The following is a 24,378-nucleotide window of genomic DNA, read 5'->3' on the forward strand; positions in this document are numbered from 1 at the left end:
CGTTTCGTTCCGTTCGCGCAACCGGCGGTTGCGGCACTCTCAACGAGCCACCTTCTCCCGCAAGGGGAGAAGGCAAGAGGTGCAAATCCGAAATTGCTGAGGCTTAGGCCGCCCGCGTCGTTTCCAGCGGGTGGGTCAGGATGGCGTGCAGTTCGCCTGCGTCGTGGCAACGGCGCAGGCGGGCCACCACGGAATCGGTGCGCAGGATCCGGGCAACGCGCGCCAGGGCCTTCAGGTGGTCGGCGCCCGCCCCCATGGGGGCGAGCAGCAGCATGACGAGATCGACCGGCTGGTCGTCGACCGACTCGAACTCGACCGGCGCTTCGAGACGGGCGAACACGGCCGTCACCGCGCCAAGCCCGGGGAACTTGCCGTGCGGAATCGCGATGCCGTTGCCCAGCCCGGTCGAGCCGAGCTGCTCACGATCGTTCACTGCTTCGAAGATGGTCGCGGCGTCCTGGCCAGTGATCTTGGCGGCGCGCTCGGAAAGCCTTTGCAATACGTCCAGCTTGGTCTTGATCCCAGAGCAAACAATCACGGACTCCTCGGAGAGGATGTCAGCCAATTCCATCAAGAATTTCCCATCGTGGATGCGGAAAGTGCAAGCTTTTCCGGAGCCCTAGTTCGGCCTGAGGGCTGGATCGATCCAGCCAATATTGCCGTCGGCGCGGCGGTAGACCACATTTAGGCCACCATGTCCAGCATGCCGGAATACGACCACTTCCGCCTGGGTAAGATCAAGCTGCATCACCGCTTCGCCCACAGACATCTGCCTCAGGCTCGAGGTCGCCTCGGCGATCACCGGCGGCGAGTAGTCCTCCAGCAGCTCATCCTCGTCGCTGGGCGCGGCGAGCACGTAGGATGGCGCCTCCTCATCGGCGCCATTGGCATGGCGGCGGTGGGCCTTGAGCTTGCGGTTATAGCGCCTGAGCCGCTTTTCGATGGTGTCGGCCATGACCTGGTAGGCCGAAAGCGCATCGCCGCCGTATGAACTCGATTGCAGCACGGCGCCGGAATCGAGGTGCACCATGCACTGGGCATTGAACCCCGAGCCTTCCGGTTCGAGGGTGAGGTGGCCGGTGTAGTTGCCGTCGAAATACTTCTTCACCACCGTGTCGAAATGGCCCTGCGCCTTGATCCGCAGCGCATCGCCGACATCCATGTTTTTTCCTGAGACGCGCAGTGTCATGGAGGTCCTCTTTCTCTTTGGTACAGCCGGCCGGAGCAGCCGCCACCATGAGATGTGGTCACCCCGGGAGGCGGAGTCTAGACCGCCCCTACGGGAGGGGCAATGCGCGGATCGACATTGGGTTCAAATGCGAGGTGTCGACAGCCGCCTCGGCAGCGCGCTATCGTCCCGCCGCCACCAAAGCGCGCTTCTGCCGACGTCGGATCACCGAGCTCGGGATGTTCATTCCCTCGCGATATTTCGCGACGGTGCGGCGAGCCACTTCGATCCCACGCTCTTTCTGCAGCATCTCGGCGATGGTGTCGTCCGAGAGGATATCGGCCGGCTGCTCGGCCTCGATGATCTGCTTGATACGGTGACGCACCGCCTCGGCCGAATGGTCGCCCTCGCCGGTCGAGGAGCCCAGCGCGGTGGTGAAGAAGTACTTCATTTCGAACAGCCCGCGCGGCGTCGACACGTATTTGTTCGAGGTAACGCGGCTCACCGTCGACTCGTGCATCTCGATGGCGTCGGCCACGGCTTTCAACGTCATCGGCCTCAGGTGCGTGATGCCGTGGACGAGGAAGCCGTCCTGCTGCTTCACGATCTCGGCGGTGACCTTGAGGATGGTTTGCGCCCGCTGGTCGAGGCTTTTGGCCAGCCAGTTGGCGGTGGCGAGGCAATCGGTGAGGAAGCTCTTTTCCGCCGTGTCGCGGGTCTTCTTGGTCACCGAGGCATAATAGATACGGTTGACAAGCACGCGCGGCAGCACGTCGGGATTGAGCTCGATCTGCCACTCGCCGCCCGAGCCCGGCCGCACGAACACGTCGGGCACCACCGATTCCACCGGCCCGGCCTCGAATGCCCGGCCCGGCTTGGGGTCGAGCTGGCGGAGCTCGGCAAGCATATCGAGCAGGTCTTCGCGATCGGAGCCTACGGCGCGGGCGAGGGCGCCGAGATCGTGCTGGGCGATCAGCTCGAGATTGTCGAGCAGCCGCAGCATCATCGGGTCGAGCCGGTCCTTTTCCCTCAACTGCAGCGCCAGGCACTCGCGCACGTCGCGGGCAAATACCCCGACGGGATCGCACCCTTGCAGCTTGAACAGGACGGCCTCGATGGCCTCGACCGGCGCACCGAGTTGCTCGGCAACGATTTCGAGCTCGACCGCGAGGTAGCCCGCCTCGCTGAGGCTATCGATCAGGAACTGCGCGATCAGCCGCTCGGCCGGATCGGAGATGATCAGGCCGGCCTGCGCCGCGAGGTGATCGCCCAGCGTCGGGCGGGAGGCGACGAACTGGTCGATATCGGCGGCCTCGCCATCGCCCGAGCCGCTGCGCTCATTCCACTGGGTGGAATCGGTCTGGCGGTCGGGTGTGGACTGGTCCGGAAAGACGTTCTCGACCTCGGTGTCGTAGCCGTTGGCGATGCTGTCGGCCGACTGGATGCGTTCGGAAAAATCCACGGTGTCTTCGGCAGCGTTGAGCTCGGCCGGCCGTTCCGGCAGCTCGTTGGCCGCGTCCTCGGCCGGCTCGGCGCCGTCCTCGCGCTCGAGCAGCGGATTGCGCAGCAATTCCGCCTCGACAAAGGTGTTGAGCTCCAGGTGACTGAGCTGCAACAGCCGGATCGACTGCATCAATTGCGGCGTGAGCGTCAGGCCCTGGCTCTGACGAACCTCAAGCCGCGGCGTCAAGGCCATCCCGCGAAACTCCCCGAGGCACTTAAGGCTTCCGGGTGACATCCATGCATGATTGGCAGCGCTAGGGCAAGAACCGTGCCAAGATTGGTTAAGGTTGGGGGCGCGTAGTTGTGCTTAGCGTTCTTGCCTTCTCCCCTTGTGGGAGAAGGTTCCGACTGAGGAATCGAGATCGAGCTAAACCTCGAACGTATCGCCCAGGTACACCCGGCGTGCTTCCGGGTCGGCGACGATGACGTCGGGCTTGCCCTGGATCATCACGTGGCCCTCGTGGATCAGGTAGGCCCGGTCGACCAGCGACAGGGTTTCGCGCACCGAGTGATCGGTGATCAGCACCCCGATGCCGCGGCGGGTCAGGTGCTTGACCAGCATCTTCACCTCGCTCACCGCGATCGGATCGACGCCGGCGAACGGTTCGTCGAGCAGCATGAACAGAGGGTCGGTAGCGACCGCTCGCGCGATTTCCACGCGCCGGCGTTCACCGCCCGAGAGCGACATGGCGTTGGACTTGGCGATATGGGCGATGCCGAACTCGTCGAGCAGCTCGCGCAGCCGGGCCAGGCGGTCGGCTTTCCGCGGCACGTGCCCTTCGAGCACGGCAAGGATGTTGCCCTCGACGCTGAGGCCGCGAAAGATCGAGCTCTCCTGCGGCAGGTAGCCGATGCCGAGCCGGCCACGCTGGAACAGCGGCAGGTTGGTGATCGGCCGGCCATCGAGGAGGATCTTGCCCTTGTCGGGCTTCACCAGCCCCATGATCATGGTGAAAACCGTCGTCTTGCCGGCGCCGTTCGGGCCGAGCAGGCCGACCGCCTCGCCGCGCCGCACGGCAAGGCTGACATTCTCCACCACGGTGCGCTTGCCGAAACTCTTGTTCAGCCCATGCGCCACGAGCCATCCGGTCTGGTCGACCCGGGGCTTTGGCGTTGCTGTCGGCTGCTCGTTCATTGCGGGGTGAAGACGCCGGTCACCCGGCTCCCTTCGGTGCCCTGGAACACCGATTTGTTGGTGGCGAGGTCGATGGTGAGCGCCGGTCCGCTGACCTTGCCCTGGGCATTGCTGACGGTGACGTTCTCGGTGAGTTTGAGCACCTGCGTATCCGGGTCGAAGGTCGCCTTGTCGCCGGTGGCCTCCTGGCTGGTGGTCTTGATCCGTACGCTGCCGGTGGCGGTGAGCTTGTCGATATCGCTCGGCCCGCCGCTGCCATAGAGCACCACCACCTTGTCGGCCCAGAGCTTCAGTCCGGTGCGGGTGATCACCACGTTGCCGGTGAAGACGGCATTGTTGTTGTTCTGGTCGACGGTGAAGTTGTCGGCCGTGACGTTCACCGGCTCGGCCGCCATGGCGGGCAGGGCGAAGAGCAGCGCGAGGACAAGCGCGGCCAACTGCTTCATGGGGTCTCTCCCGGGGTCGAGACCAGCGTCAGGTTGGCCCGCTTGAAGGTGTAGATGCCGGTCGCACGATCGTAGGTCATGCCGTCCGAAACGAGGTGCGAGCCGTTGGGCATGGTGATGTCGACCGTGCCGCTCGCCACCATCTTCCAGTTCATCAGGTCGGCGAACACCGCCTCGAGCGTGCCCTTGAGCCCCTCGGTGCTGGAGATGTGGGTGACGCCCGGCACCGTCAGCAGCTGGTCGTTGATCTGGAACTGCCCGGCCTCGGCCACGGCTTCCAGTGCCGCTCCGGTGGGCGGGGTCATGGCGAACACCGCATCCTCCATGTCGACCAGGTCGGTCTGCGTCGGCCTGACCCGCGCCGCCCGCGCCGACAGCGCATAGAGCGTGCCGTCGTCGCCGGTGGAGGTGAGCTTGGGCGTTTCCACCACCAGGTTGTCACGGTCGATCCGGATATTGGAAAAGCCGAAGCGCTGGCCGAGATTGTCGATGACGATCATCCCCAAGACCACGGCGAAGGTCAGTACTCCCGCCGCCGGCACCAGCCAGCGCAGCAGCCCGACCAGCCGGTTGCGCCGCGTCAGCCGCGTGTAGAGCGCCTCACGCGTATCGGTCGGGGCGGCCAGCGACGCCATCAGCTATGCGCGAAAATATCCGTCTCGTCCCAGCCCATCAGGTCGAGGTCGATCCGGTGCTTGAGGAACTCGAAGCACGCCGCGGCGAGCTCCACCCGGCCTTCACGCTTCAGCATGCGGTCGAGATGGCGCTTCAGGTCGTGCAGGTACAGCACGTCCGACGCGGCGTAATCGAGCTGCGCCTCGCTGATCTTCTCCGCGCCCCAGTCCGAGCTCTGCTGCTGCTTGGACATGTCGATGTTGAGCAGTTCCCGAGCCAGGTCCTTGAGCCCGTGGCGATCGGTGTAGGTGCGCACGAGCTTGGACGCGATCTTGGTGCAATAGACCGGCCCAGTGACGATGCCGAAGCGGTGCTTCAGCACGGCCATGTCGAAGCGCGCGTAGTGGAAGATCTTGGTGACGCCCGGATCGCTCAACAGCTTCACCAGGTTCGGCGCCTCGGTCAGATCCTGCGGAATCTGCACCACGTCGGCACTGCCGTCGCCGGGGGAAAGCTGCACCACGCAGAGCCGGTCGCGCCGCGGATCGAGCCCCATCGTTTCGGTGTCGATCGCCACCTCCCGGCCATAGCGCGAAAGGTCGGGCAGGTCGCCCCGGTGCAGTCTGATGGTCATGTCGATGTCCTAACTCGGCGAATGGGCTGTGATGCCATAGCATAAAGGCGTTGGAAAGACCGGGCGGCACCGCTACAAAAACCGGGGCTGCAGGCCACGCGGCTCGCGGCGGGTGGGTTTTTCTCTATGATGTTGAACAAAGTCCGCGACGGGCTGAGCGGTCTGCCGCGCCGCTGGAAACAGGCCATCCTCATTGGCTTCGATACCCTCGCGCTGCTTGGCGTGCTGTGGTTGAGCTTCACCATTCGGTTGGGCGGCACCTTCACGCCGACCCTCGCGCACCTCATGCTGATGCTGCTGGCGCCGGTCGTCGCCATCCCGGTGTTCATCCGGCTGGGGCTCTATCGCGCCGTGATCCGCTACCTGCCGGAGCGCGCGCTGTGGACCATCATCCAGGCGATGATGCTGGCGACGCTGTTCTGGGTATTCGCGCTGTTTCTCGCCGAAGCCACCCGGCTGGCGATCTTCCCGCGCACCGTGCCGCTGTTCTATTTCATCTTCGGCACGGTGGTCGTTGCCGGCTCGCGCTTCATCGCCAAGGCATTGCTCTGGCTGCCCGAGCGCGGCGTCGGCCGTGGCGGTGGCGTGGTGATCTACGGCGCTGGCTCCGCCGGCACCCAGCTCGCCGAAGCGCTGCGGGCCCACCACGCCAGCTATGTCGTTTCCTTTCTCGATGACGATCCGAGCCTCTGGGGTCGCGATGTCGCGGGCGTCCGCGTCGATCCGCCTGGCAAGCTCGGCGAGCTGATCCGCAATCGTGGCGTCAACGAAGTGATTCTCTCGGTGCCTTCCGCCGACGCTACCCGCCGCGCCCAGATCGTCACCGAGCTCAGCCATCATCCGATCAAGATCCGCGCCCTGCCGGCCATCGCCGACCTGGTGTCGGGCAAATATCTGATCAGCCAGCTGCGCGAGATCGATATCGACGACCTGCTCGGCCGCTCCGCCGTGCCCGCGAACCCCGACCTGATGCGCGAGATCCTCGCCGACCGCGTCATCCTCGTGACCGGCGCCGGCGGCTCCATCGGCTCCGAGCTGACCCGGCAGATCGTCCAGCAGGCGCCGAGGAAGCTGGTGCTGCTCGAGGCCAACGAGTTCGCGCTCTACGAGATCGATCGACAGCTCCGCGCACTCGCCGATGTGCCGATCGTGCCGATCCTCGGTTCGGTCGCCGACGCCCGCCTGGTGCGCCGCACCCTCGGCGAGCAGGGAGTCGAGGTGATCTTCCACGCCGCGGCGCATAAGCATGTGCCGCTGGTGGAAGCGAACCCCTTCGAAGGCGTGCGCAACAACGTCATCGGCACGCAGACCCTGGTGCAGGCGGCGGTCGAGGCCAAGGTGCAGCGCTTCGTCCTCATCTCCACCGACAAGGCCGTGCGCCCCTCCAGCGTCATGGGGGCCACCAAGCGCTGGGCCGAACTGATCGTCCGCCACTACGGCAAGGGCAGGGGCAAGCGCAAGCGCTTCTGTTCGGTGCGCTTCGGCAATGTGCTAGGCTCCAACGGCTCGGTGGTGCCGCTGTTCCGCGAGCAGATCGCCGCCGGCGGCCCGGTGACCCTCACCGACAGCCGCATGACGCGCTACTTCATGTCGATCCACGAGGCGGCCGAGCTGATCGTCCAGGCGGGCGCCCTGGCCGAGGGCGGCGACATCTTCCTGCTCGAAATGGGCGAGCCGGTCTCCATCAGCGACCTGGCAGAGAACATGATCCGCCTCGCCGGCCTCTCGGTGAAATCGGCGGACAACCCGACCGGCGACATCGCTATCGTCGAAACCGGCGCCCGGCCGGGCGAAAAGCTCACCGAGGAGCTGTTCTTCGATCCGGCAAACGCGCTCCGCACCACCCAGCAGAAGATCCTCCGCTCGCCCCCCAGCGCGCGTCAGACCAACGACCTGCCGGCCGCCCTCGCCGCCCTCACCACGGCGCTCGAGGCAGAGGACGAGGCAGAGTTGCGGCGGGTGCTGTTCGACTATGTGAAGGTCTGAGGCCGGTGCTGATCGCCCAGTTGTCCGACCCACATGTCTGCGCGCTGGGCACGCTCTACCAGGGGCTGGTCGATTCGAACGCCATGTTCGAGGCCGCCATCAGCCGCCTCGCGGCGCTCGATCCGGTGCCCGACCTGGTGCTGATCTCCGGTGACGTGACCGAGCACGCGACGGCGGAAGAGTACCGCCACGCGCGCCGGCTGATGGCCGCCATCGCACCACCGGTCCTCGCCATTCCCGGCAACCACGACGAGCGCGAGGCCTTCCGCACCGCTTTCGCCGATCTCGGCTTCCTGCCGCCCGACGGTCCGTTGCACTACAGCAGCGGCGCTCACGGCCCGGTCCGCGTGCTTGGGCTCGATATCAGCGTGCCGGGCCACCACCACGGCGATTTCGACGACGGCGCGGCCGCTTGGCTCGAAGCCGCACTGGCCGCCGAACCGGATCGCCCCACCATTATCATGCTGCACCAGCCGCCGGTCACGACCGGCATCGGCTTCATCGACACCTATCGCTGCTTCAACGGCGAGCGTCTGGCGGCGATCATCGCCCGCTATCCATCGGTCGAGCGCGTGCTCTGCGGCCACGTCCACCGCCATATGTCGATGCGCTTCGGTGGCACGCTACTGCTGACCGCTCCCAGCACCACCACGGCGATCGCTCTGCGCCTCGCGCCCGACGACGAGCCGGCGTCCTACATCGAGCCGACGGCCCTGCTGCTGCACCACTGGCGGCCGGACATCGGGCTCGTTCCGCACCACGTGCCGATCGAGCCGGGCGAGGGCCCGTTGCCGTTTTTCTAGCCCGCGAGACTCGCGAGCTTCGTTTTCAGCCCATCGATCGTCGGCTTCAGCCCATCGCCGACGCCGGGGATGGCGAGCACCTTGTCGAAGAGCGGCGTCAGCGAGGCCATGAGCGGAGCGGCGAGGCCGCCGACCGCCGCCTTCTGTTCGGCGGTTGCGGCGCCGACCAGGCTGCCCACCTTGTCCACTTGCGTCGTGATCTCCTGCAACCTCGGTAGTGCCATCTTCGCCGATGCAACGTCCGTCACGCCCTCGAGCGAGGTCCGGAGCGTGCCGAGGCTGTCGGTCAGCGTCTTGCCCACGTCGACGTCGCCGATGGTCAGCGGCGCGGCCGGAGCGACAAGGCTGCTGCTGATCTCCGGGGTAGAAGTCGCCGGCTGCTGGCGGCCCATGAAGTACCACAGGCCAAAGGCGACAAGCGCCAGCGGCACCAGCCAGTAGGCCCAGGATCGGCCGGAGCGCGTCGCGGCGTCGGCGGTGGCGCCGGCATATTGCGACGCGGCAGTGGTGGCTTCCTTGACCTTGCCGGTGGCAGCCTCGGCCGCCCCGCCCAGCGAATCGAGCAGCCCCGAGCCGGAGAGCAGGCCGCTGAGCCGGGCCGGCATGGCGTTGGCAATACTGTCCTTTTGCGAGGTGAGCAGCGTGCCGAGGCTGGCCGCATCGAACCCCTGCGGCCCGCTCGCCTGCTTGCCGATGACGCCGAGCACCACCGGCGCCAATGCGCCGAGCAATGCCGTCACCGCACTCTGCCCGAGCCCCGAGAAGGTCGAGATCGCCGAGGACAGCGCCGTCTGGGCGTTGGTGCCGATGAGCGAGCCCACCAGCCGTGAGCCATCTTCGACCAGTGCGGTCTGGCTGCTGCCGCCCAGCATGCCGACAATGCCATCGAGCCCGGCCGCCTGCTGGTTGACCGCATCGGCGACCTTTTGCGCGCCGCCGCTCTTCGCCGCTGTGCCCGAGAGGCCCGCTAGCAGCGCCGGTATGACCCCACCGATCGCGGTTTGCGCCTGCGTGGCGTCAAGGCCAAGCGTTTCCGCCAGTCGCTGCACCATCTCCGGTGTCAGGAACTGCTTGATGAGAGAAACCAGATCGATAGCCATGGCAAAACCTCACGTGTCGCATAGCGGCCGGTCGGGTGAGGCGCCTTCCGGTCATGGAGGTTCGTGCTAGCCCCGCCGGGCTAACGGGGTGCCAGAAAACTTGGTGGAATTTGCCACAAACTGGCAGGCGTCAGGGTTGGTCCGGGCTCTCGTCGCCGGCCCTGATCGGTCGCACCTGCTCGGGGTCCTGCCCACGAAACTGCGCGATGCGCAGGCGGAAGTTGTAGCCGATCCGCTCGGCCCGCTCGACGAACAGCGCTGCGACCTCAGGCGGGCAAAGCTCCTCCACCGTCTCCCGGAACAGCTTGAGCCAGCGGGCGAAATGCCGATCGGAGAGCTCGGGGATGGCGATGTGCTTGGGCATCGGCCGGCCGTAATAGCGCCCGGTGCCGAGCAGCATCGAGCTCCAGAAATCGGCGATGGTCTCGAGATGCGCCGGCCATTCGGCCTCGGGGATCACCCGGTTGAACACCGGCCCGATCACTTCGTCCTGCCGCGCCCGGCCATAGAAGTGCTCCACCACGGCAGTGACCATGGCGTCATCGAGCCCTGGCGGGATCAGCCGCCCGGTGGGGTGGAGGCGCGGGCCTTCCGGTTGAGTCACGATCGACTCCTCAAGCAAAGCAAAAAGCCTCCCGTGAGGGAGGCTTTTGTTGAACCATTGGTGCCCTGGAGAAGACTCGAACTTCCACGTCTTTCGACACACGGACCTGAACCGTGCGCGTCTACCAATTCCGCCACCAGGGCAAACCGATGGGCGCCGTTCACTAGGGGAAGGGGCGGGGGCTGTCAACGGGCTTTGCGCTCAGAGCGCGCCTCGTCCACTCGACACGTCGTGACCCGCACGCTAGAAGCGGCGAAACCCTAGCCCACTTGCCTTGCCGCGGAGCTGCCCGAGCCATGGATTCCACCACAAACCTGGTCACTATCTTCGGTGGCGCCGGCTTTATCGGGACCCAGGTGGTGCAATTGCTCGCCCGGCGCGGTTATCGCATCCGCGTCGCGGTGCGCCGCCCCGATCTCGCCGGCCATGTGCGCCCGCTCGGCGCCGTGGGCCAGGTGATGCCGATCCAGGCCAATGTCCGCAACCGCGATTCGGTCGAGCGCGCCATCAAGGGCGCCTCGATCGTCATCAATCTGGTCGGCATCGGTGTCGAAGGCGGCAAGCAGCGCTTCCGTGCCGTCAACACGATGGGCGCGAAGAACATCGCCGAGGCGGCCCGGGCCCTTGGCGTTGACGAACTGGTGCATGTCTCGGCGCTTGGTGCCGATCCGCAGAGCGTCAGCGGCTATGCCCGCACCAAGGCGCTGGGCGAAACCGAAGTGCTGACGGCCTTCCCGTCGGCCGTGGTGATCCGGCCCTCGATCGTCTTCGGCCCCGGCGATGGCTTCTTCAATCGCTACGGCATGCTGGCTCGCATGCTGCCGGTGCTGCCGGTGATCGGCGGCAAGTCGCGCTTCCAGCCGATCTACGTCGGCGACGTCGCCGAGGCGATCTGCCGCGCGGCGGAAGGTCAGGTAAAGGGCGGCAAGATCTACGAGATCGGCGGTCCGGAAGTCGCGACCCACAAGGAGCTGGTGGCGCGCGTCCTCACCGATACCGGCCGCAGCAACCTCACGCTGCCGCTGCCGGCCGGGCTGGCGAAGCTGGTGGCTTTCCCGCTGTCGCTGCTGCCCTCGCCGCTTATCACCGGCGACCAGGTCGACCTGCTGCAGGCCGACAACATGGTCTCCGAAGAAGCCAAGCGCGAAAAGCGCACGCTCGCGGCATTCGACATCGCGCCCACCGCGATGGACGCGATCCTGCCGAGCTATCTGTGGCGCTTCATGAAGAACGGCCAGTTCGACCGCCAGACTGCCTGATATTCACCGGGTGTCCGGTGGCAGGCCGATATCCTTGAGCAGGTGCGGCGAGAGTTCGTCGAGGTTCATGCGCTGGGAACGGGGTAGCGCCCGCTTCAGCATGGTGTTGGCGTAGCGGCGCAGCACCAGCAACCGGACCCACTGCCCAAGCCGATACGCCGGCAGGTCCGCGCGCGAAACGTTGATGATGGCGACAGCCTGACGTAGGTCCGTCGCAACGCGGGTCCGCTCCTTGCCGCCATCTACTCGACCGCTGTTCACCTGATCGAAGGCCATCTCGCTTCTCCTCATCTCTTCACGAAACGACTCTATGCCGGTAACACTGACACCCGCTGTCAGGGTTGCTGGTGTAGAGAAGATTTATGCGTGCAAGCCGCCTCCTCACCATCCTGATGATCCTCCAGACCCGGGGGCGGACTAGTGCCGAGTCACTGGCTGAAGAGCTCGAGGTCTCCGTTCGCACCGTCTACCGAGACATCGACCAGCTGAGCGCCGCGGGCGTTCCGGTCTATGCCGAGACCGGTCGCAATGGCGGTTTCGCCCTGCTCGACGGCTGGAAGACCCGGCTCAACGGCCTCACCGCCCCGGAAGCTCGGGCGCTGTTCTTCTCGGGCTTGCCCGGTCCGGCTGGTGAACTCGGTCTCGGCGACGAGGCGGCGCAGGCCGAGCTGAAGCTGCTGGCGGCGCTGCCCGCCGACTGGCAGGCCGAGGCGCGGCGGATGAGCTCGCGCTTCCATCTCGATCCGCGCGGCTGGTTCCAGCCCGGCTACAAGCCGGAGTTCCTAAAGCTGGTGGCCGAGGCGGTGTGGAGCGAAACCCGCATCGCCATCCGCTACGAGAGCTGGAAGGACGTGCAGGACCGGGTGATCGAGCCGCTCGGCCTCGTCCTGAAGGGCGGCGTCTGGTACGTCGTGGCGCAGCGCGACGGCAACGCCCGCACCTACCGGCTGTCGCAGATCCAGGCGCTGGGTCCCACCGGCGAAACCTTCACCCGGCCCAAGGATTTCGACCTCCCCTCGCACTGGCTGGAGGCCACCAAGCAATTCGAGCGCGACATCTATGTCGGTATCGCCAGGGTGCGGGCCAACGAGGTCGGCCGCCGCAAGCTCAGGGGAATGAGCGACACGGTGCGGCAGGCGGTCGAGGCGCTGACCCTGGTGCCGGACGCCGACGGCTGGGCGGAGTTCGACGTGCCGATAGAAGAGGTTGGCTGGGCCAGCCACGAGTTCACCAAGATCGGCGACGATGTCGAAGTGCTTGGCCCGCCCGAGTTGCGGGCCCGGGTAGTCGCCAATGTCGAGAAGATGGCGCGGTTGTACGGCGTGGCATCCAAATAGCCGCGGCCGCCCAGCTGGGGCCCGCGACACCAGTCGAGGGCCTCGGCGCCTAACCGGCTTTGACATCCTCCTCCCCGCTAAGTAACCAAGTGGTTCGGAGGACTACGGACCATGACTTTGCTCGACGAAAACCGGCTGTTCGATGCCGAACCCAAGGCCCGCGGCATCGCGCAGGCGCTTTATGCCGGCATCAAGGACCTGCCGCTGGTCTCGCCGCACGGCCATACCGAGCCGCGCTGGTATGCCGAGAACGACAAGTTCCCCGATCCGGCGCGCCTACTGATCGTCCCCGATCACTACGTCTTCCGCATGCTGTTTTCGCAGGGCATCCGCCTCGAGGACCTCGGCGTGCCGACCAGCGATGGCTCGGCGGTGGAGACCGATGGGCGGAAGATCTGGCGGCTGTTCGCGAAGCACTACTATCTGTTCCGCGGCACCCCGACGCGCTCGTGGCTCGACCATACCTTGGCGATACTGTTCGGCGTCACCGAGCGGCTGAGCGAGACGAATGCCGATGCGATCTACGACCAGATCGCCGAACGGCTCGAACGCGACGACTATCGACCGCGCGCCCTGTTCGAACGCTTTAATCTCGAGGTGATCTCCACCACCGACGCGGCGCTCGATGACCTCAAGTGGCACAAGATGATCCGCGATAGCGGCTGGAAGGGCCGGGTGGTCCCCGCCTATCGCCCCGATTCGGTGGTCGATCCGGATTTCGCCGGCTTCGCTGACAATCTCGACAAGCTGGGCGAGATCAGCGGTGAGGATACCGGCCACTGGACCGGCTATCTCGAAGCGCATCGCAAGCGCCGCGCCTATTTCAAGCAGTTCGGCGCCACTTCGTCCGACCACGGCCACCCGACCGCCGAGACTGCAAACCTCCTGCCCAAGGAGGCCGGCCAGCTCTACGACAAGGTGCGCACCGGCAAGGCCGATGCCCGTGAGCGCGCCCTGTTCCGCGCCCAGATGCTGACCGAAATGGCCCGCATGTCGATCGATGACGGGCTGGTGCTGCAGGTCCACCCGGGTGCGTGGCGCAACCACTCGCCCTCGATGCTGGCACAGTTCGGCCGCGACAAGGGCTTCGATATCCCATCGCGCACCGATTATGTCGGCGCGCTGAAGCCGATGCTCGACGCCGTGGGCACCGATCCGAAGCTCTCGATCATCCTCTTCACCCTCGACGAAAGCGTCTATGCGCGCGAACTGGCGCCGCTGGCCGGTGTTTATCCGTCGCTGAAGCTGGGGCCGCCCTGGTGGTTCCACGACAGCCCGGAGGGTATGCGCCGTTTCCGTGAGATGGCGACCGAGACGGCGGGCTTCTACAACACCGTGGGCTTCAACGACGACACCCGCGCCTTCCCCTCGATCCCCGCCCGCCACGACGTCGCCCGCCGCGTCGATTGCGCCTTCCTTGCCCGCCTCGTCACCGAGCACCGACTCGACGAGGACGAAGCTCACGAAGTCGCCAAAGACCTCGCCTACAATCTGGTCAAGAAGGCCTACAAGCTGTGAGTGACAGAATGTCTCCTCTCTTCGCGCAGCCCGGCGACGGCAAGCAGACCCAGCTTGATGGCTCGAGCCGCCGGGTGATTCTCGATCTGCCAGAGCTGATGCTGGTGGAGTTCACCTTCGACAAGGGCGGCGTCGGCGCGCTGCACTCGCACCCGCATCTGCAGACCAGCTATGTGGCCGAAGGCGTGTTCGAGGTGACCATCGACGGCATCACCGAAACCATCGGCAAGGGCGGCGCCTATATCGTGCCGTCGGGCCTGGTGCATGGCGTCAAGGCGCTGGAAGCGGGCAAGCTGATCGACAGCTTCACCCCGCGGCGCGACGATTTCCTGTAGAGCGCTTTCAGGAAAAGTTGCAGACTTTTCCGGTTCGAAAGCGTGAACACTCAAAACCCTGCGGCATTTCGCCGAAACGGCGAAATGCCCGGAAGCGTGACGCCGCCGATCACGTTTCCCGTTCTCCCCACAATCCACACCGCGCGCCAGTTGTGATCGCGGTGTCGTTGAGCGAGTGGAACGCTGGGTGCAGCGTTGCAATTGCACACCGCATCATTCGGCGGGGGACCACCTATTGGACGATAGCTATCGCGGCTACACGATCCGCATCACCCGCACCACACGCTGGGACGCGGTGCTGGTCGAAACCGCAACCGGACTGATCATGCCGACCAAGGCCACTTCGCTGCTGCGCGAAGGCCGCGAGGTCGCAATCGTCCGCGCCCGAGCCCTCGTCGACCTCTACGCCAATGCCGAAGCCGCCCGGGTCTCCCGCGCCGCGTGACCGCTCGCTAGCCGAACCGCCGCGACGCATCGAGCGCGAGGCCGAGCCCGACGCTGCCGAAAGCGTCGGTCTCGACCGCCTTGGCCTCGGGGAACAGTGCGCGCAGCATGTCGCCCACCGCAGGCACGCGGGTCGAGCCGCCGGTGAGGATCAAAGTGTCGATCTGGCTGCCTTCGACCCCGGCGGCCGCAAGGGTACGCCCGATCGCAGTGGCAATCGCAGCCGTGGCGCCTTGCAGCGCTGCCTCCAACTCCTCGAGAGCGATCGGCGTCTCCAGCTTCACGTCGCGCGTCACGAAGCGAAACTCGGTCTGCGGCGCCTCGCTGAGCGCGATCTTGGCTTCTTCCACCCGCCCCGCCAGCCGGTGCCCCTGCCGGTCCTCGACCAGTGCGATCAGTATGCTGACCAGGTCGGGGAACTGCGCCTCCTGGTAGGTCGAGCGCAGCTCCAGCAGCGTCTTCTGATTGTAGAGCCGGTTGATGCGGTGCCAGGTGGCGAGGTCATAGTACGGCGCCGATGGTAGGGGGCGCTTGCCGTCCGCCGTCTCCGTGCCATAGCCCATCAGCGGCATCACCTTCTTCAGCGACAGCAGCCGGTCGAAATCGGTGCCGCCGACATGCACGCCTGCCGTGGAGAGGATGTCGCCCTTGCGGTCGGCGCGCCTGGCGCGCTCCGGCGACAGCCGGATCACCGTGAAGTCCGAGGTGCCGCCGCCGATATCGGCCACCAGCCCGAGTTCCTCGTGCGTCACCTGCTGCTCGTAGTCGAGCGCTGCGGCGATCGGCTCGAACTGGAACTCGATGTGCCTGAAACCCTGCGCCTTCACTGCGCCTTCGAGCTGGCGCTGCGCCTCGGCATCGGCCTTGTCGTCATCGTCGACAAAGCGCACCGGCCGCCCGCAGACGATATCCTCGATGTCGTGCCCGAGCGAAGCCTCGGACCGGCGCTTGAGCTCGCCGACGAACCTGCCGAGGATATCGGAGAATTTGAGCGTGTCGCGCTTCACTCGCGTCGTGTCGTTGAACAGGGAGGTGCCGAGCACACTCTTGATCGAGCGCATCAACCGGCCGTCGGCGCCGGTGACGTATTCGCTCACTGCCTGCCGGCCGAAGAACGTCCGGTCTTCCTCGAACGAGAAGAAGATCGCCGAGGGGATGGTGGGCTTGCCGTCCTCGAGCGGCAGCAGTCGGGGCGGCTGGTTGCCGCCGGCTGCCGCGAGGGTGGAGTTGGAGGTGCCGAAATCCATGCCGCAATGGGTTCGCGTCATCTTCGCCTCCGGCGCTGAAACAAAAAGCCGCCCGAAGGCGGCTCATCATCATGGGTCAGGCGACCTGCCTGCCCGGGGGACTTGGTGGAGCCAATCGGAATCGAACCGACGACCTCTTGCATGCCATGCAAGCGCTCTCCCAACTGAGCTATGGCCCCATCAACGATCCGCTGGATCACGTCCGGTGACACGAACGGATCGTGTCTTGGGTGTGCGCCGCGGCGGTCTCCCGTCGAAGCGCGGTGCTATCTACCCACGTCACCTCTCGCATGCAAGGGGTATTTCGCGGGCATCGCGCGGTCAGCGAAAGTTGGCGACTTTCGCTATGCGACCACGCGCTCGGCTGGTTCGGAGCTTAGCGCTCGTCGCCGCCGCCGACGTCGAAATCGAGGTTCTCGTCCTCGTCTTCGTCCTCTTCGAGGAACACGTCGCTGTCGTCTTCGCCAATGTCCTCGACGTCTTCGACGTCCTCGACATCAGGGATATCCTCGCCTTCGACACCTGCCTCTTCGGCATCGGCATCCTCGAGGGAGACGATCTCGGGAGCGCCGGGTTCGGCGACCTCCTCGACTTCGACCTCTTCCTCGTCATCCTCTGCCGCGCTCACCACAGCCGCCTTGGCGCGAACCGCCGCAACTGCGTTCTGCTCGAAGAAAGAGCGCGGATAGGATTTGCCGGTATAGGGCGAGACGATCGGATCCTTGTTCAGATCATAGAACTTCTTGCCGGTATCGGGATCTTCCCGTTTTGTACCGCGTTCGTCGTTGGCCAATTGCTTCCTCATTAGAAAGGCGGGGCCACCCGCTGGGAAACGTCCGGTTAGGGTGAAAGCTGCCCCCTGTCAAACCGAAAATGGAGCCCTCGGTCCGTGATCCCTGGGGGTTGATCGGCGCCGTGCTGGCAGCCGGTCGCGGCGCCATGATAGGGAGGGCGGCTGCAGTGCGGGCGCGGAGGGGCAATGATCATCGCGGTGGATGGACCGGCAGCATCCGGCAAGGGGACGCTCGCCGCGGGCCTGGCGCGGCACTACGGCCTGCCGCAGCTCGACACCGGCTTGCTCTACCGCGCGGTCGGGATCGCCGTCGGCGCACATCTGGGGCAGCCCGATTTCGAGGCGAGGGCCATTGCCGCCGCCCGGGCGCTCGATGCCGCGCACCTCACCGATATCGACAAGTTGACCAGCGCCGAGGCCGGAGTTCTTGCCTCGCACGTCGCCGTGATCAACGAAGTGCGCATCGCCATGCGCCAGTACCAGCGCGATTTCGCCCATGGCCCCGCCGGTGCCGTGCTCGATGGCCGCGACATCGGCACCGTCGTCTGCCCCGATGCCGATGTGAAGCTGTTCATCGTCGCCGACAGCAAGTCGCGGATGGAGCGCCGGGCCCGTCAGCTGGAAGCGCGCGGCGAGGTGGTTGATCGCTACGCCCTCTATCACCAGATAGAAGAGCGGGACGCGCGGGACAGCGCCAATCCCAATGGCGGCTTCTATCCCGCTGCTGATGCCCACTTGCTGGACACCACGCTCTTGGATATAGAGGCCGCACTCCGCGCAGCCGTCGCCATTGTCGACGGGGTCATGGCGCGCAAGGCGTAGCTTCTAGAGCTGCTAAACCAAACCTTGCGGCTTTCGTCCCCCGGCATGTTCCAAGAGCCGGCAGCGGAAAACAATCCTAAACCCATATGGCTCGCGCGCCAGCGCACCGGATCGCCCTTGAATGGCGATTGGCAACCGGGCCTTTCACTCAAGCCACCGGGCGCATTGGAGAAGTCGTTTGGCAGTTCAAACTGTTACCAAGGAAGATTTCGAATCCCTTCTGCTGGACTCGTTCCTCGAGAACGAGCCGCTGGAAGGGACCGTGGTCAAGGGCACCGTCGTGGCGATCGAGAAGGATCTCGCCATCATCGACGTCGGCCTGAAGACCGAAGGGCGCATCGCGCTCAAGGAATTCGGCGCCGCCGGTCGTGACGGCACCATCAAGGTCGGCTCGACCGTCGAAGTCTATGTCGATCGCGTCGAGAACGCTGTCGGCGAGGCTGTCCTCAGCCGCGAGAAGGCTCGCCGCGAAGAGAGCTGGGTCAAGCTCGAAGAGATGTACAACGCCAACCAGCGCGTTGAAGGCATCATCTTCAACCAGGTCAAGGGCGGCTTCACCGTCGACCTCGAAGGCGCCGTTGCCTTCTTGCCGCGTTCGCAGGTGGACATCCGTCCGATCCGCGACATCGGCCCGCTGATGAATGTGCCGCAGCCGTTCCAGATCCTGAAGATGGACAAGCGCCGCGGCAATATCGTCGTGTCGCGTCGTGCGATCCTCGAAGAGAGCCGCGCTGAGCAGCGTTCCGAGATCGTCCAGCAGCTCGAGGAAGGCCAGGTCGTTGACGGCGTGGTCAAGAACATTACCGATTACGGTGCGTTCGTCGACCTCGGCGGCATCGACGGCCTGCTGCACGTTACCGATATCGCCTGGCGCCGGGTCAACCACCCGTCGGAAGTTCTCGCCATCGGCGAGACCATCAAGGTGCAGATCGTCCGCATCAACCACGAGAGCCATCGTATCTCGCTGGGCATGAAGCAGCTGCAGGCCGACCCGTGGGATGGCATCGCGGTGAAGTACCCGGTTGGCGCCAAGTTCACCGGCCGCGTCACCAACATCACCGACTACGGTGCGTTCGTCGAACTGGAGCCGGGCATCGAAGGCCTGATCCACGTTTCCGAGATGAGCTGGACCAAGAAGAACGTCCACCCGGGCAAGATCGTCTCCACTTCGCAGGAAGTGGAAGTGATGGTGCTCGAGGTCGATCCCGAGAAGCGCCGTATCTCGCTGGGCCTCAAGCAGACGCTTGCGAACCCGTGGGAAACCTTCGCCGAGAAGTATCCGTCGGGTACCGTTGTCGAGGGCGAGGTCAAGAACAAGACCGAGTTCGGTCTGTTCATTGGTCTCGATGGCGATGTCGACGGCATGGTCCACCTCTCCGACCTCGACTGGCAGAAGCCCGGTGAGCAGGCTCTCGAAGCCTACAACCGCGGCGACATGGTCCAGGCCAAGGTGCTCGACGTCGATGTCGACAAGGAGCGTATCTCGCTTGGCATCAAGCAGCTGGCAGTCGGCGAAGTGGCCGATACCGGCGGCGACGGCATCCGCAAGGGTTCCGTGGTGACCGGCACAGTGACCGAAGTGAACGACGGCGGCATCGAAGTCCGCATCGCCGACACCGAGATGACCGCGTTCATCCGTCGCGCCGATCTGTCGCGTGACCGCAACGACCAGCGTCCGGAGCGTTTCTCCAAGGGCGAGAAGGTCGACGCGCGCGTCACCCAGTACGATCGCAAGACCCAGCGCATCCAGCTTTCCATCAAGGCGCTCGAAATCGCCGAGGAAAAGGAAGCTGTCGCTGCCTACGGTTCGTCGGACTCGGGCGCTTCGCTCGGCGACATCCTGGGCGCCGCGCTCAAGGGCCGCGACGAGAAGTAAGCTTTTCCGCGAGTGCTCCAGCGCTCGCGGGTCTGCGCATACGGGGCTCGCACCATCAGGTGCGGGCCCTTTTCATGAGAGTTTTGGGGAACTCGGATGGTTCTGAAGGATGTCGCCTGGCGCGCCATGACCGCCTATGACCTGCCGGCCGTGCAGGGCATCGCCGACACCGTGCATGTCGATTTCTTCGAGACCCCCGAGGTGCTGGCCGAGCGGCTGAAGCTCTACCGCAACGGCTGCTACCTGCTCGAAATCGGCGACAAGCCGGCCGGCTATGTGCTGAGCCACCCCTGGCTCTACGGCACCCTGCCGCCGCTCAACACGCTGCTGGGTCAGCTGCCAACCGAACCCGACACCTACTATCTCCACGACCTCTGCCTGCTACCGGTCAGCCGCCGCGTCGGCGCCGCGTCGAAGATCGTCGATGCACTGGTGAAACACGCCAGCGTCGAGGGCTACCCCACGATGACCCTCGTCGCCGTCAACGGCTCGCTCCCGTTCTGGCAACGCCACGGCTTCGAGATGACCGAAGTCGACGAACTCTACGGCAAGCTACTGAGCTACGAGGCGGAGGCGCGGTACATGGTGCGGAAGCTAGGCTGATCACTTGAACGTCCCGTACCCGCCGTGGTCGCGGCGGCGGAGGCCGAGGTCTTCGAGTTCGTTGCTGCGCATGCCGTCGAGATAGGCTCCGTCCGAGTGGGTGCGGGCGATGCCGGCGAACATGCCGGCAATGGCGCCAAAGACGGCGCGGGCTAGCCTTGCGGCAGTGGTGCGGGACTTGGGCTGGTACAGCATTTTCCGTCTCCTCGGATCTGATGCGATGATCATCGCCCGGGCGGCGGCGGCAGTCCTTGGGGCAATCCTGAAGAGTTCTGAAGCGGTCCTGATCGACGGGACTCAGACGGCTAGGCTATGCTGCCACAATGGAAAAACGCTTTGGCGACTACAGGATCAGGCCGCGTGAACGCGAGCTCGTCGGCCCCGAGGGCGTGATCGAGCTGTCGAGCCGTTCGTTCGACCTGCTCGAGGTGCTGCTGGGCCGGCCCAACCAGTTGCTCGACAAGGCGGCGCTGTTCGATGCGGTGTGGCCCGGGGTGGTGGTCGAGGAGAATACGCTGCAGGTCCACATGTCGGCGCTTCGCAAGGCGCTGGGCCCGGGCTTCGTCGCCACAGTGCACGGCCGCGGCTATAAATACGTCGGTCCCGAGCCGGTTGAGGACGAGGATACGCTGCGCCGCCGTCCGGCCGGCACCGCCGGGAATATCGGCCGCTATCGCGCTGATTGCGTGGCGCGCGAGGTGGAGATCGAGGCCGTGTCGCGGCTGCTGGACCAGCACCGGCTGGTTAGCATCCTGGGCCCCGGTGGTGTCGGCAAAACCACACTCGCCGTTGCCGTGGCCGAAACGCTGGGCACTGTCGATGGTGGCGTGTGGATGGTCGATCTCGCCTCGCTCAGCAGCGGTGAGTTCATCGAAAGCGTCCTCATCCAGACCCTTGCCGTACCGTTCCGGGCCGGCAGCCGCTCGCTCGAGTCGATCGTCGAATATCTGCGGCCCAGCGAGGCGGTGCTGATATTCGACAATTGCGAGCATGTGCGCGGCGCCGCCGCCCGCGTCATCCGCACGCTGCTCGCCGAGGTCCCGAACATCCGGATTCTCGCCACCTCGCAGGTGCCGCTCGCCTTGCCTGAGGAGCATGTGTTCAAGCTGCTGCCCTTTGCCGTCACCGCGGAGGGCGAACTGGCCGACGCCGCATCGGCCAAGTTCCTCGCCTATTGCTACGAAGCCTTCGGCGAACGGCTTTCGCCGGCTGAGCTGCCGATCGTCGCTCGCCTCTGCCGCCGGCTCGATGGCGTGGCGCTGGCGCTGAAGATGGCCGCAGCGCGCGCCGCGACGGTCGGCATTGAGACAGTCGATCGTCAGCTGGAGCAGCGATTGGCGAGCCTCGAAGCTGATTGGGATCCGGCCCTGCCGCGCCACCGCTCGCTCGCCGCGTCGCTGGCCTGGAGCTACGACCTGCTGGAGGCGGACGACCAGCGCACGCTGCGCGCCCTCGGCGTTTTCCAGGGCAGCTTCTCGATTTCCGCTGCCAATGCGGTTGCGGGTGAGGGCGCCGAGACCCGCGTCGCCGAACTTGTCCGTCGCTCGCTGGTGGTGCGTGACGGGCAGGATCGCGCGCGCTATCGCCTGCTCGATTCCACCCGTCACTTCGCCCTCGACAAGCTGGCAGAAGCGGGCGAGGACGTCGCCACCCGCGACCGCCACGCGGCCTATATCCGCGAACTCTTCGCCGACAGCGTGCTGCGCTGGGAAGCGCTGCCCGACGAGCGATGGGACCAGATCTACCGGCCGGACGGCGACAACCTGCGCGCCGCGCTGGCCTGGACCAAAACCCGCGCCGACTGGCCCACCTATGTCGAGATCGCCGCCGGTTCCTACCGCTACTTCATGGAAGAACAGCTCGGCGCCGAGGGGCTCGCGACCATCGAGGCCGGCATGTCGCTGGTGGGCGCCGGCCCGCCCGAAACGGCGGCCCGACTGCAACTGGCCCTCGGTGAGATCGGCCGCTACAATGCCATGGACGTCCGGGCCTACCAGGGGCTCGAGCCGGCGCTGGCATATTTCCGCAGCAGCGATGACCGGCTGCGCTACACCCAGGCGCTGGTCCTCACCGCCTGGATCACCATCTTCTTCCACCACCAGGGCGATGCCGAGCCGCTGGTCGCCGAGCTCGAGACGCTGATCGCCGACATGCCGCCCAGCAAGGTCAAGTCCTGGGCGCTGGTTGCGATCGGCACCCAGATGTGGACGCGCGGCGACGTCACGGCGGGCCTCGCCCGTGCCGAAGCCGGCCTTGCCATGCACCTCGATACCGGCAACCCCAAGGGCCGCTTTCGCTCGGTGATGAACCTTGCCGAAATGCTGCACAAAGGCGGCGACACCGAGCGCCCGCTGTCGCTGTCCGAGCAGATACTGCCCGAGCTCCGGGCTGCCGGCCGCAGCCTGCAGCTCGGCTTCCAGCTCAACAATATCGCCGCCTACCGCCTCTCCCTCGGCGATGCCGAAGGGGCCGCGGCGCCGCTCTTCGAGGCCGCCGAGATCGTGCCGCGGGACGGCGGCCAGTGGCACTGGTGCCTGTTGCAGAATGCCGCGGAACTGCTGGCGACACGCGGTGCCTACGACGTTGCGGCGCTGCTGCTCGGCTTTGCCGACAAGAGCTTCGAGAGCTGGATCGACGGCCGGCAGGCGACCGAAGAGATGCAGCGCAACCGGCTGGCCGCGACGCTCGAGGCCGCACTGTCCCGGCGCGAGCGCGATCGGCTGATGCAGCAGGGCCGGGCGCTCACCCTGTTCGAGGCCGATCACCTCGCCGGCTTCATCAAGACCGAACGGCCGCGGCTGAAACTCTAGCCCTGCCTTGCATTTGCCGCGGCCCGCGGGTTACCTCGCACCAATCCTCAACGAGGCCCAAATGACCGACACGTCCGGCGACCCCGCGCACCTGATCCCCGCCAACGCCAGGCTGCGCCGCTCGCGCCGGCTGTGGCGCGTGCTGTTCTTCCTCGCACTGGCCGTCACCGTGCTCGCCGTCGTCGGTCGCTTCGCAATGGAACAGGGTGGTCCCGGCGATCGCATCGCCCGGGTCAGCATCACTGGCACCATCATGACCGATCCGGCGCGGTTGAAGATCCTCGACAAGCTCGCCGAGGACGATGCGGTGAAGGCGGTGATCGTCGCCATCAACTCGCCCGGTGGCACCACCGCCGGCGGCGAGGAACTGTACGAGGCCCTCGCCGTGTTGCGCGCCAAGAAGCCGGTTGTCGCGGTGATCAGCGAGCTCGGCGCTTCCGCCGCCTACATGACCGCCATCGGTGCCGACCGCATCTTCGCCCGCCGGCTGTCGATCGTCGGTTCCATCGGCGTACTGTTCCAGCACGTCAACGCCGGCAAGCTCCTCGACACGATCGGCGTCGATTTCGACAAGGTGCAGACCGGCCCGCTGAAGGCAGAGCCGGATTTCGACGAGCCGATGGAGGGCGAGGTGCGCGCCTCGCTGCAGGCGCTGGTCAACGATTCGTTCGAGTGGTTCGTCGACATCGTGGCCGAGCGTCGCGGCATTCCGCGGCCCGAAACCCTGGCTCTGGCCGACGGCCGCATCATCACCGGGCGGCAGGGCGTGGACGCCAAGCTCATCGATGCGATTGGTGGCGAGTCCGAAGCCATTACTTGGCTCGAGGCCGACAAGTCCGTTGCGGCCGATCTGCCGGTGGTCGATTACTTCCCGCTGCCGGCCGAAGGCTGGTTCGGCGTCGGCCGCTGGCTCGGCCAGAGCGCTGCCGAAATGGTACGGTCTGGTGTCGACGGGGCGATGTCCCTTGACGGTTTGGTCTCGCTTTGGCAGGCTGCCCCATCGATGTGACAACCCATCGACCCGTGGAGGAGCGCCGGGGGGCGGTATGATCAAGTCCGAACTCGTGCAGCGACTGTCCGAAGAAAATCCGCATCTGTTTCAGCGTGATATAGAGAACATCGTGAACGCCATCCTCGACGAGGTGGGCGACGCCATGGCCCGGGGGGACCGGGTTGAGTTGCGCGGCTTCGGCGCCTTCTCGGTGAAGAACCGGCCGGCACGTGTCGGCCGCAATCCAAGGACCGGCGAGACCGTCGATGTGGGCGAGAAATATGTGCCCCAGTTCAAGGCCGGCAAGGAAATCCGTGAGCGGATCAATCGCGCGGGATGATGCCGGGCT

General features: G+C 65.8%; 26 protein-coding genes and 2 tRNA genes. 13 read left to right on the forward strand and 15 right to left on the reverse strand.

All coding sequences use genetic code 11. The annotated features are described in order from the left end of the window. Positions 1 to 103: 103 nt before the first annotated feature. From AC1DWU_RS18660 to AC1DWU_RS18690, 7 genes are all read right to left on the reverse strand, one after another. Positions 104 to 571, reverse strand: coding sequence for a PTS sugar transporter subunit IIA (locus AC1DWU_RS18660; RefSeq protein ID WP_477151510.1), 468 nt, complete (start codon positions 569 to 571; stop codon positions 104 to 106). A 48-nt stretch (positions 572 to 619) separates the two neighbouring features. Beyond that, a complete protein-coding gene (locus AC1DWU_RS18665) occupies positions 620 to 1,189 on the reverse strand; it encodes a ribosome hibernation promotion factor (protein ID WP_477151511.1) in 570 nt (189 codons plus the stop codon). Positions 1,190 to 1,349: 160 nt separating this feature from the next. After that, positions 1,350 to 2,864 carry an RNA polymerase factor sigma-54 gene (gene rpoN, locus AC1DWU_RS18670; RefSeq protein WP_477151512.1) on the reverse strand — a complete coding sequence of 505 codons (1,515 nt, stop codon included), beginning with the start codon at positions 2,862 to 2,864 and terminating at the stop codon, positions 1,350 to 1,352. A 174-nt stretch (positions 2,865 to 3,038) separates the two neighbouring features. Further along, complete coding sequence (lptB, locus tag AC1DWU_RS18675; protein WP_477151513.1) at positions 3,039 to 3,806, reverse strand: LPS export ABC transporter ATP-binding protein; 768 nt, start codon at positions 3,804 to 3,806, stop codon at positions 3,039 to 3,041. Next, positions 3,803 to 4,252 carry a lipopolysaccharide transport periplasmic protein LptA gene (gene lptA, locus AC1DWU_RS18680; protein WP_477151514.1) on the reverse strand — a complete coding sequence of 150 codons (450 nt, stop codon included), beginning with the start codon at positions 4,250 to 4,252 and terminating at the stop codon, positions 3,803 to 3,805. The genes lptB and lptA overlap by 4 nt, the downstream gene beginning before the upstream one ends. Further along, positions 4,249 to 4,887 (reverse strand): hypothetical protein, encoded by a 639-nt coding sequence (locus AC1DWU_RS18685; RefSeq protein WP_477151515.1) that lies wholly within the window; start codon positions 4,885 to 4,887, stop codon positions 4,249 to 4,251. The genes lptA and AC1DWU_RS18685 overlap by 4 nt, the downstream gene beginning before the upstream one ends. Then, entirely contained in the window at positions 4,887 to 5,501 is a 615-nt protein-coding gene (locus AC1DWU_RS18690) for a ribonuclease D (protein WP_477151516.1), read from the reverse strand. The genes AC1DWU_RS18685 and AC1DWU_RS18690 overlap by 1 nt, the downstream gene beginning before the upstream one ends. A 129-nt stretch (positions 5,502 to 5,630) precedes the next feature. On the opposite strand from AC1DWU_RS18690, the gene AC1DWU_RS18695 reads away from it, so the two are divergent. Further along, the gene (locus AC1DWU_RS18695) at positions 5,631 to 7,487 is read left to right on the forward strand and encodes a polysaccharide biosynthesis protein (protein WP_477151561.1); all 1,857 of its coding nucleotides are present in this window, start codon (positions 5,631 to 5,633) and stop codon (positions 7,485 to 7,487) included. Between the two features lie 5 nt (positions 7,488 to 7,492). After that, a complete protein-coding gene (locus tag AC1DWU_RS18700; protein ID WP_477151517.1) occupies positions 7,493 to 8,290 on the forward strand; it encodes a phosphodiesterase in 798 nt (265 codons plus the stop codon). Here AC1DWU_RS18700 and AC1DWU_RS18705 read toward each other — a convergent pair. The 3 genes from AC1DWU_RS18705 to AC1DWU_RS18715 all read right to left on the reverse strand — a co-directional run bounded on the left by AC1DWU_RS18705 (position 8,287) and on the right by AC1DWU_RS18715 (position 10,137). Next, entirely contained in the window at positions 8,287 to 9,390 is a 1,104-nt protein-coding gene (locus AC1DWU_RS18705) for a DUF937 domain-containing protein (protein WP_477151518.1), read from the reverse strand. The genes AC1DWU_RS18700 and AC1DWU_RS18705 overlap by 4 nt on opposite strands. Before the next feature lie 130 nt (positions 9,391 to 9,520). Beyond that, a complete protein-coding gene (locus tag AC1DWU_RS18710) occupies positions 9,521 to 9,925 on the reverse strand; it encodes a group III truncated hemoglobin (protein WP_477151562.1) in 405 nt (134 codons plus the stop codon). Positions 9,926 to 10,052: 127 nt separating this feature from the next. After that, a tRNA-Leu gene (locus AC1DWU_RS18715) sits at positions 10,053 to 10,137 on the reverse strand. 153 nt (positions 10,138 to 10,290) lie between these two features. Between AC1DWU_RS18715 and AC1DWU_RS18720 the strand changes: the two genes are divergently transcribed. Further along, positions 10,291 to 11,253 (forward strand): complex I NDUFA9 subunit family protein, encoded by a 963-nt coding sequence (locus AC1DWU_RS18720; protein ID WP_477151519.1) that lies wholly within the window; start codon positions 10,291 to 10,293, stop codon positions 11,251 to 11,253. Between the two features lie 3 nt (positions 11,254 to 11,256). Here the strand turns inward: AC1DWU_RS18720 and AC1DWU_RS18725 are convergent, their stop codons facing one another. Continuing rightward, positions 11,257 to 11,529, reverse strand: a complete 273-nt coding sequence (locus AC1DWU_RS18725; protein ID WP_477151520.1) for a YjiS-like domain-containing protein — start codon at positions 11,527 to 11,529, stop codon at positions 11,257 to 11,259. A gap of 86 nt (positions 11,530 to 11,615) precedes the next feature. On the opposite strand from AC1DWU_RS18725, the gene AC1DWU_RS18730 reads away from it, so the two are divergent. The 4 genes from AC1DWU_RS18730 to AC1DWU_RS18745 all read left to right on the forward strand — a co-directional run bounded on the left by AC1DWU_RS18730 (position 11,616) and on the right by AC1DWU_RS18745 (position 14,888). Further along, on the forward strand, positions 11,616 to 12,590 hold the full coding sequence (locus tag AC1DWU_RS18730) for a helix-turn-helix transcriptional regulator (RefSeq protein WP_477151521.1): 975 nt from the start codon (positions 11,616 to 11,618) through the stop codon (positions 12,588 to 12,590). A gap of 111 nt (positions 12,591 to 12,701) precedes the next feature. Then, positions 12,702 to 14,108: a glucuronate isomerase gene (gene uxaC, locus AC1DWU_RS18735; RefSeq protein ID WP_477151522.1), complete on the forward strand. Its 1,407-nt coding sequence runs from the start codon at positions 12,702 to 12,704 to the stop codon at positions 14,106 to 14,108. 8 nt (positions 14,109 to 14,116) lie between these two features. Then, a complete protein-coding gene (locus AC1DWU_RS18740; RefSeq protein WP_477151523.1) occupies positions 14,117 to 14,443 on the forward strand; it encodes a cupin domain-containing protein in 327 nt (108 codons plus the stop codon). Between the two features lie 235 nt (positions 14,444 to 14,678). After that, the gene (locus AC1DWU_RS18745; RefSeq protein ID WP_477151524.1) at positions 14,679 to 14,888 is read left to right on the forward strand and encodes a hypothetical protein; all 210 of its coding nucleotides are present in this window, start codon (positions 14,679 to 14,681) and stop codon (positions 14,886 to 14,888) included. A gap of 7 nt (positions 14,889 to 14,895) precedes the next feature. Here AC1DWU_RS18745 and AC1DWU_RS18750 read toward each other — a convergent pair whose 3' ends face one another. The 3 genes from AC1DWU_RS18750 to AC1DWU_RS18760 all read right to left on the reverse strand — a co-directional run bounded on the left by AC1DWU_RS18750 (position 14,896) and on the right by AC1DWU_RS18760 (position 16,927). Next, positions 14,896 to 16,155, reverse strand: a complete 1,260-nt coding sequence (locus AC1DWU_RS18750) for an Hsp70 family protein (protein ID WP_477151525.1) — start codon at positions 16,153 to 16,155, stop codon at positions 14,896 to 14,898. 82 nt (positions 16,156 to 16,237) lie between these two features. Then, a tRNA-Ala gene (locus AC1DWU_RS18755) sits at positions 16,238 to 16,313 on the reverse strand. Between the two features lie 197 nt (positions 16,314 to 16,510). Continuing rightward, a complete protein-coding gene (locus tag AC1DWU_RS18760; RefSeq protein ID WP_477151526.1) occupies positions 16,511 to 16,927 on the reverse strand; it encodes a TIGR02300 family protein in 417 nt (138 codons plus the stop codon). A gap of 186 nt (positions 16,928 to 17,113) precedes the next feature. Here AC1DWU_RS18760 and AC1DWU_RS18765 point away from each other — a divergent pair, with 186 nt between their 5' ends. The 3 genes from AC1DWU_RS18765 to AC1DWU_RS18775 all read left to right on the forward strand — a co-directional run bounded on the left by AC1DWU_RS18765 (position 17,114) and on the right by AC1DWU_RS18775 (position 20,228). Then, the gene (locus tag AC1DWU_RS18765) at positions 17,114 to 17,749 is read left to right on the forward strand and encodes a (d)CMP kinase (protein WP_477151527.1); all 636 of its coding nucleotides are present in this window, start codon (positions 17,114 to 17,116) and stop codon (positions 17,747 to 17,749) included. Between the two features lie 178 nt (positions 17,750 to 17,927). Continuing rightward, the gene (rpsA, locus tag AC1DWU_RS18770) at positions 17,928 to 19,625 is read left to right on the forward strand and encodes a 30S ribosomal protein S1 (RefSeq protein ID WP_477151528.1); all 1,698 of its coding nucleotides are present in this window, start codon (positions 17,928 to 17,930) and stop codon (positions 19,623 to 19,625) included. Positions 19,626 to 19,721: 96 nt separating this feature from the next. Further along, on the forward strand, positions 19,722 to 20,228 hold the full coding sequence (locus AC1DWU_RS18775; protein ID WP_477151529.1) for a GNAT family N-acetyltransferase: 507 nt from the start codon (positions 19,722 to 19,724) through the stop codon (positions 20,226 to 20,228). Here AC1DWU_RS18775 and AC1DWU_RS18780 read toward each other — a convergent pair whose 3' ends face one another. Further along, the gene (locus AC1DWU_RS18780) at positions 20,229 to 20,423 is read right to left on the reverse strand and encodes a hypothetical protein (RefSeq protein WP_477151530.1); all 195 of its coding nucleotides are present in this window, start codon (positions 20,421 to 20,423) and stop codon (positions 20,229 to 20,231) included. Between the two features lie 128 nt (positions 20,424 to 20,551). On the opposite strand from AC1DWU_RS18780, the gene AC1DWU_RS18785 reads away from it, so the two are divergent. From AC1DWU_RS18785 to AC1DWU_RS18795, 3 genes are all read left to right on the forward strand, one after another. Then, positions 20,552 to 23,038, forward strand: a complete 2,487-nt coding sequence (locus AC1DWU_RS18785) for an ATP-binding protein (RefSeq protein WP_477151531.1) — start codon at positions 20,552 to 20,554, stop codon at positions 23,036 to 23,038. 61 nt (positions 23,039 to 23,099) lie between these two features. Continuing rightward, positions 23,100 to 24,047, forward strand: coding sequence for a signal peptide peptidase SppA (gene sppA, locus AC1DWU_RS18790; RefSeq protein WP_477151532.1), 948 nt, complete (start codon positions 23,100 to 23,102; stop codon positions 24,045 to 24,047). Positions 24,048 to 24,084: 37 nt separating this feature from the next. Then, entirely contained in the window at positions 24,085 to 24,369 is a 285-nt protein-coding gene (locus tag AC1DWU_RS18795) for an integration host factor subunit beta (protein WP_055047553.1), read from the forward strand. Positions 24,370 to 24,378: the final 9 nt, after the last annotated feature.

The organism is Devosia sp. P2_G7 (assembly GCF_056403495.1).

Bases quoted from the DNA above. Each gene is read 5' to 3' on its own strand.
- AC1DWU_RS18660 (WP_477151510.1), bottom strand. From the start codon at position 571: ATGGAATTGGCTGACATCCTCTCCGAGGAGTCCGTGATTGTTTGCTCT.
- AC1DWU_RS18665 (WP_477151511.1), bottom strand. From the start codon at position 1,189: ATGACACTGCGCGTCTCAGGAAAAAACATGGATGTCGGCGATGCGCTG.
- rpoN (WP_477151512.1), bottom strand. From the start codon at position 2,864: ATGGCCTTGACGCCGCGGCTTGAGGTTCGTCAGAGCCAGGGCCTGACG.
- lptB (WP_477151513.1), bottom strand. From the start codon at position 3,806: ATGAACGAGCAGCCGACAGCAACGCCAAAGCCCCGGGTCGACCAGACC.
- lptA (WP_477151514.1), bottom strand. From the start codon at position 4,252: ATGAAGCAGTTGGCCGCGCTTGTCCTCGCGCTGCTCTTCGCCCTGCCC.
- AC1DWU_RS18685 (WP_477151515.1), bottom strand. From the start codon at position 4,887: ATGGCGTCGCTGGCCGCCCCGACCGATACGCGTGAGGCGCTCTACACG.
- AC1DWU_RS18690 (WP_477151516.1), bottom strand. From the start codon at position 5,501: ATGACCATCAGACTGCACCGGGGCGACCTGCCCGACCTTTCGCGCTAT.
- AC1DWU_RS18695 (WP_477151561.1), top strand. From the start codon at position 5,631: ATGTTGAACAAAGTCCGCGACGGGCTGAGCGGTCTGCCGCGCCGCTGG.
- AC1DWU_RS18705 (WP_477151518.1), bottom strand. From the start codon at position 9,390: ATGGCTATCGATCTGGTTTCTCTCATCAAGCAGTTCCTGACACCGGAG.
- AC1DWU_RS18710 (WP_477151562.1), bottom strand. From the start codon at position 9,925: ATGGTCACTGCCGTGGTGGAGCACTTCTATGGCCGGGCGCGGCAGGAC.
- AC1DWU_RS18720 (WP_477151519.1), top strand. From the start codon at position 10,291: ATGGATTCCACCACAAACCTGGTCACTATCTTCGGTGGCGCCGGCTTT.
- AC1DWU_RS18725 (WP_477151520.1), bottom strand. From the start codon at position 11,529: ATGGCCTTCGATCAGGTGAACAGCGGTCGAGTAGATGGCGGCAAGGAG.
- AC1DWU_RS18730 (WP_477151521.1), top strand. From the start codon at position 11,616: ATGCGTGCAAGCCGCCTCCTCACCATCCTGATGATCCTCCAGACCCGG.
- uxaC (WP_477151522.1), top strand. From the start codon at position 12,702: ATGACTTTGCTCGACGAAAACCGGCTGTTCGATGCCGAACCCAAGGCC.
- AC1DWU_RS18740 (WP_477151523.1), top strand. From the start codon at position 14,117: ATGTCTCCTCTCTTCGCGCAGCCCGGCGACGGCAAGCAGACCCAGCTT.
- AC1DWU_RS18750 (WP_477151525.1), bottom strand. From the start codon at position 16,155: ATGACGCGAACCCATTGCGGCATGGATTTCGGCACCTCCAACTCCACC.
- AC1DWU_RS18765 (WP_477151527.1), top strand. From the start codon at position 17,114: ATGATCATCGCGGTGGATGGACCGGCAGCATCCGGCAAGGGGACGCTC.
- AC1DWU_RS18775 (WP_477151529.1), top strand. From the start codon at position 19,722: ATGGTTCTGAAGGATGTCGCCTGGCGCGCCATGACCGCCTATGACCTG.
- AC1DWU_RS18780 (WP_477151530.1), bottom strand. From the start codon at position 20,423: ATGCTGTACCAGCCCAAGTCCCGCACCACTGCCGCAAGGCTAGCCCGC.
- AC1DWU_RS18785 (WP_477151531.1), top strand. From the start codon at position 20,552: ATGGAAAAACGCTTTGGCGACTACAGGATCAGGCCGCGTGAACGCGAG.
- sppA (WP_477151532.1), top strand. From the start codon at position 23,100: ATGACCGACACGTCCGGCGACCCCGCGCACCTGATCCCCGCCAACGCC.
- AC1DWU_RS18795 (WP_055047553.1), top strand. From the start codon at position 24,085: ATGATCAAGTCCGAACTCGTGCAGCGACTGTCCGAAGAAAATCCGCAT.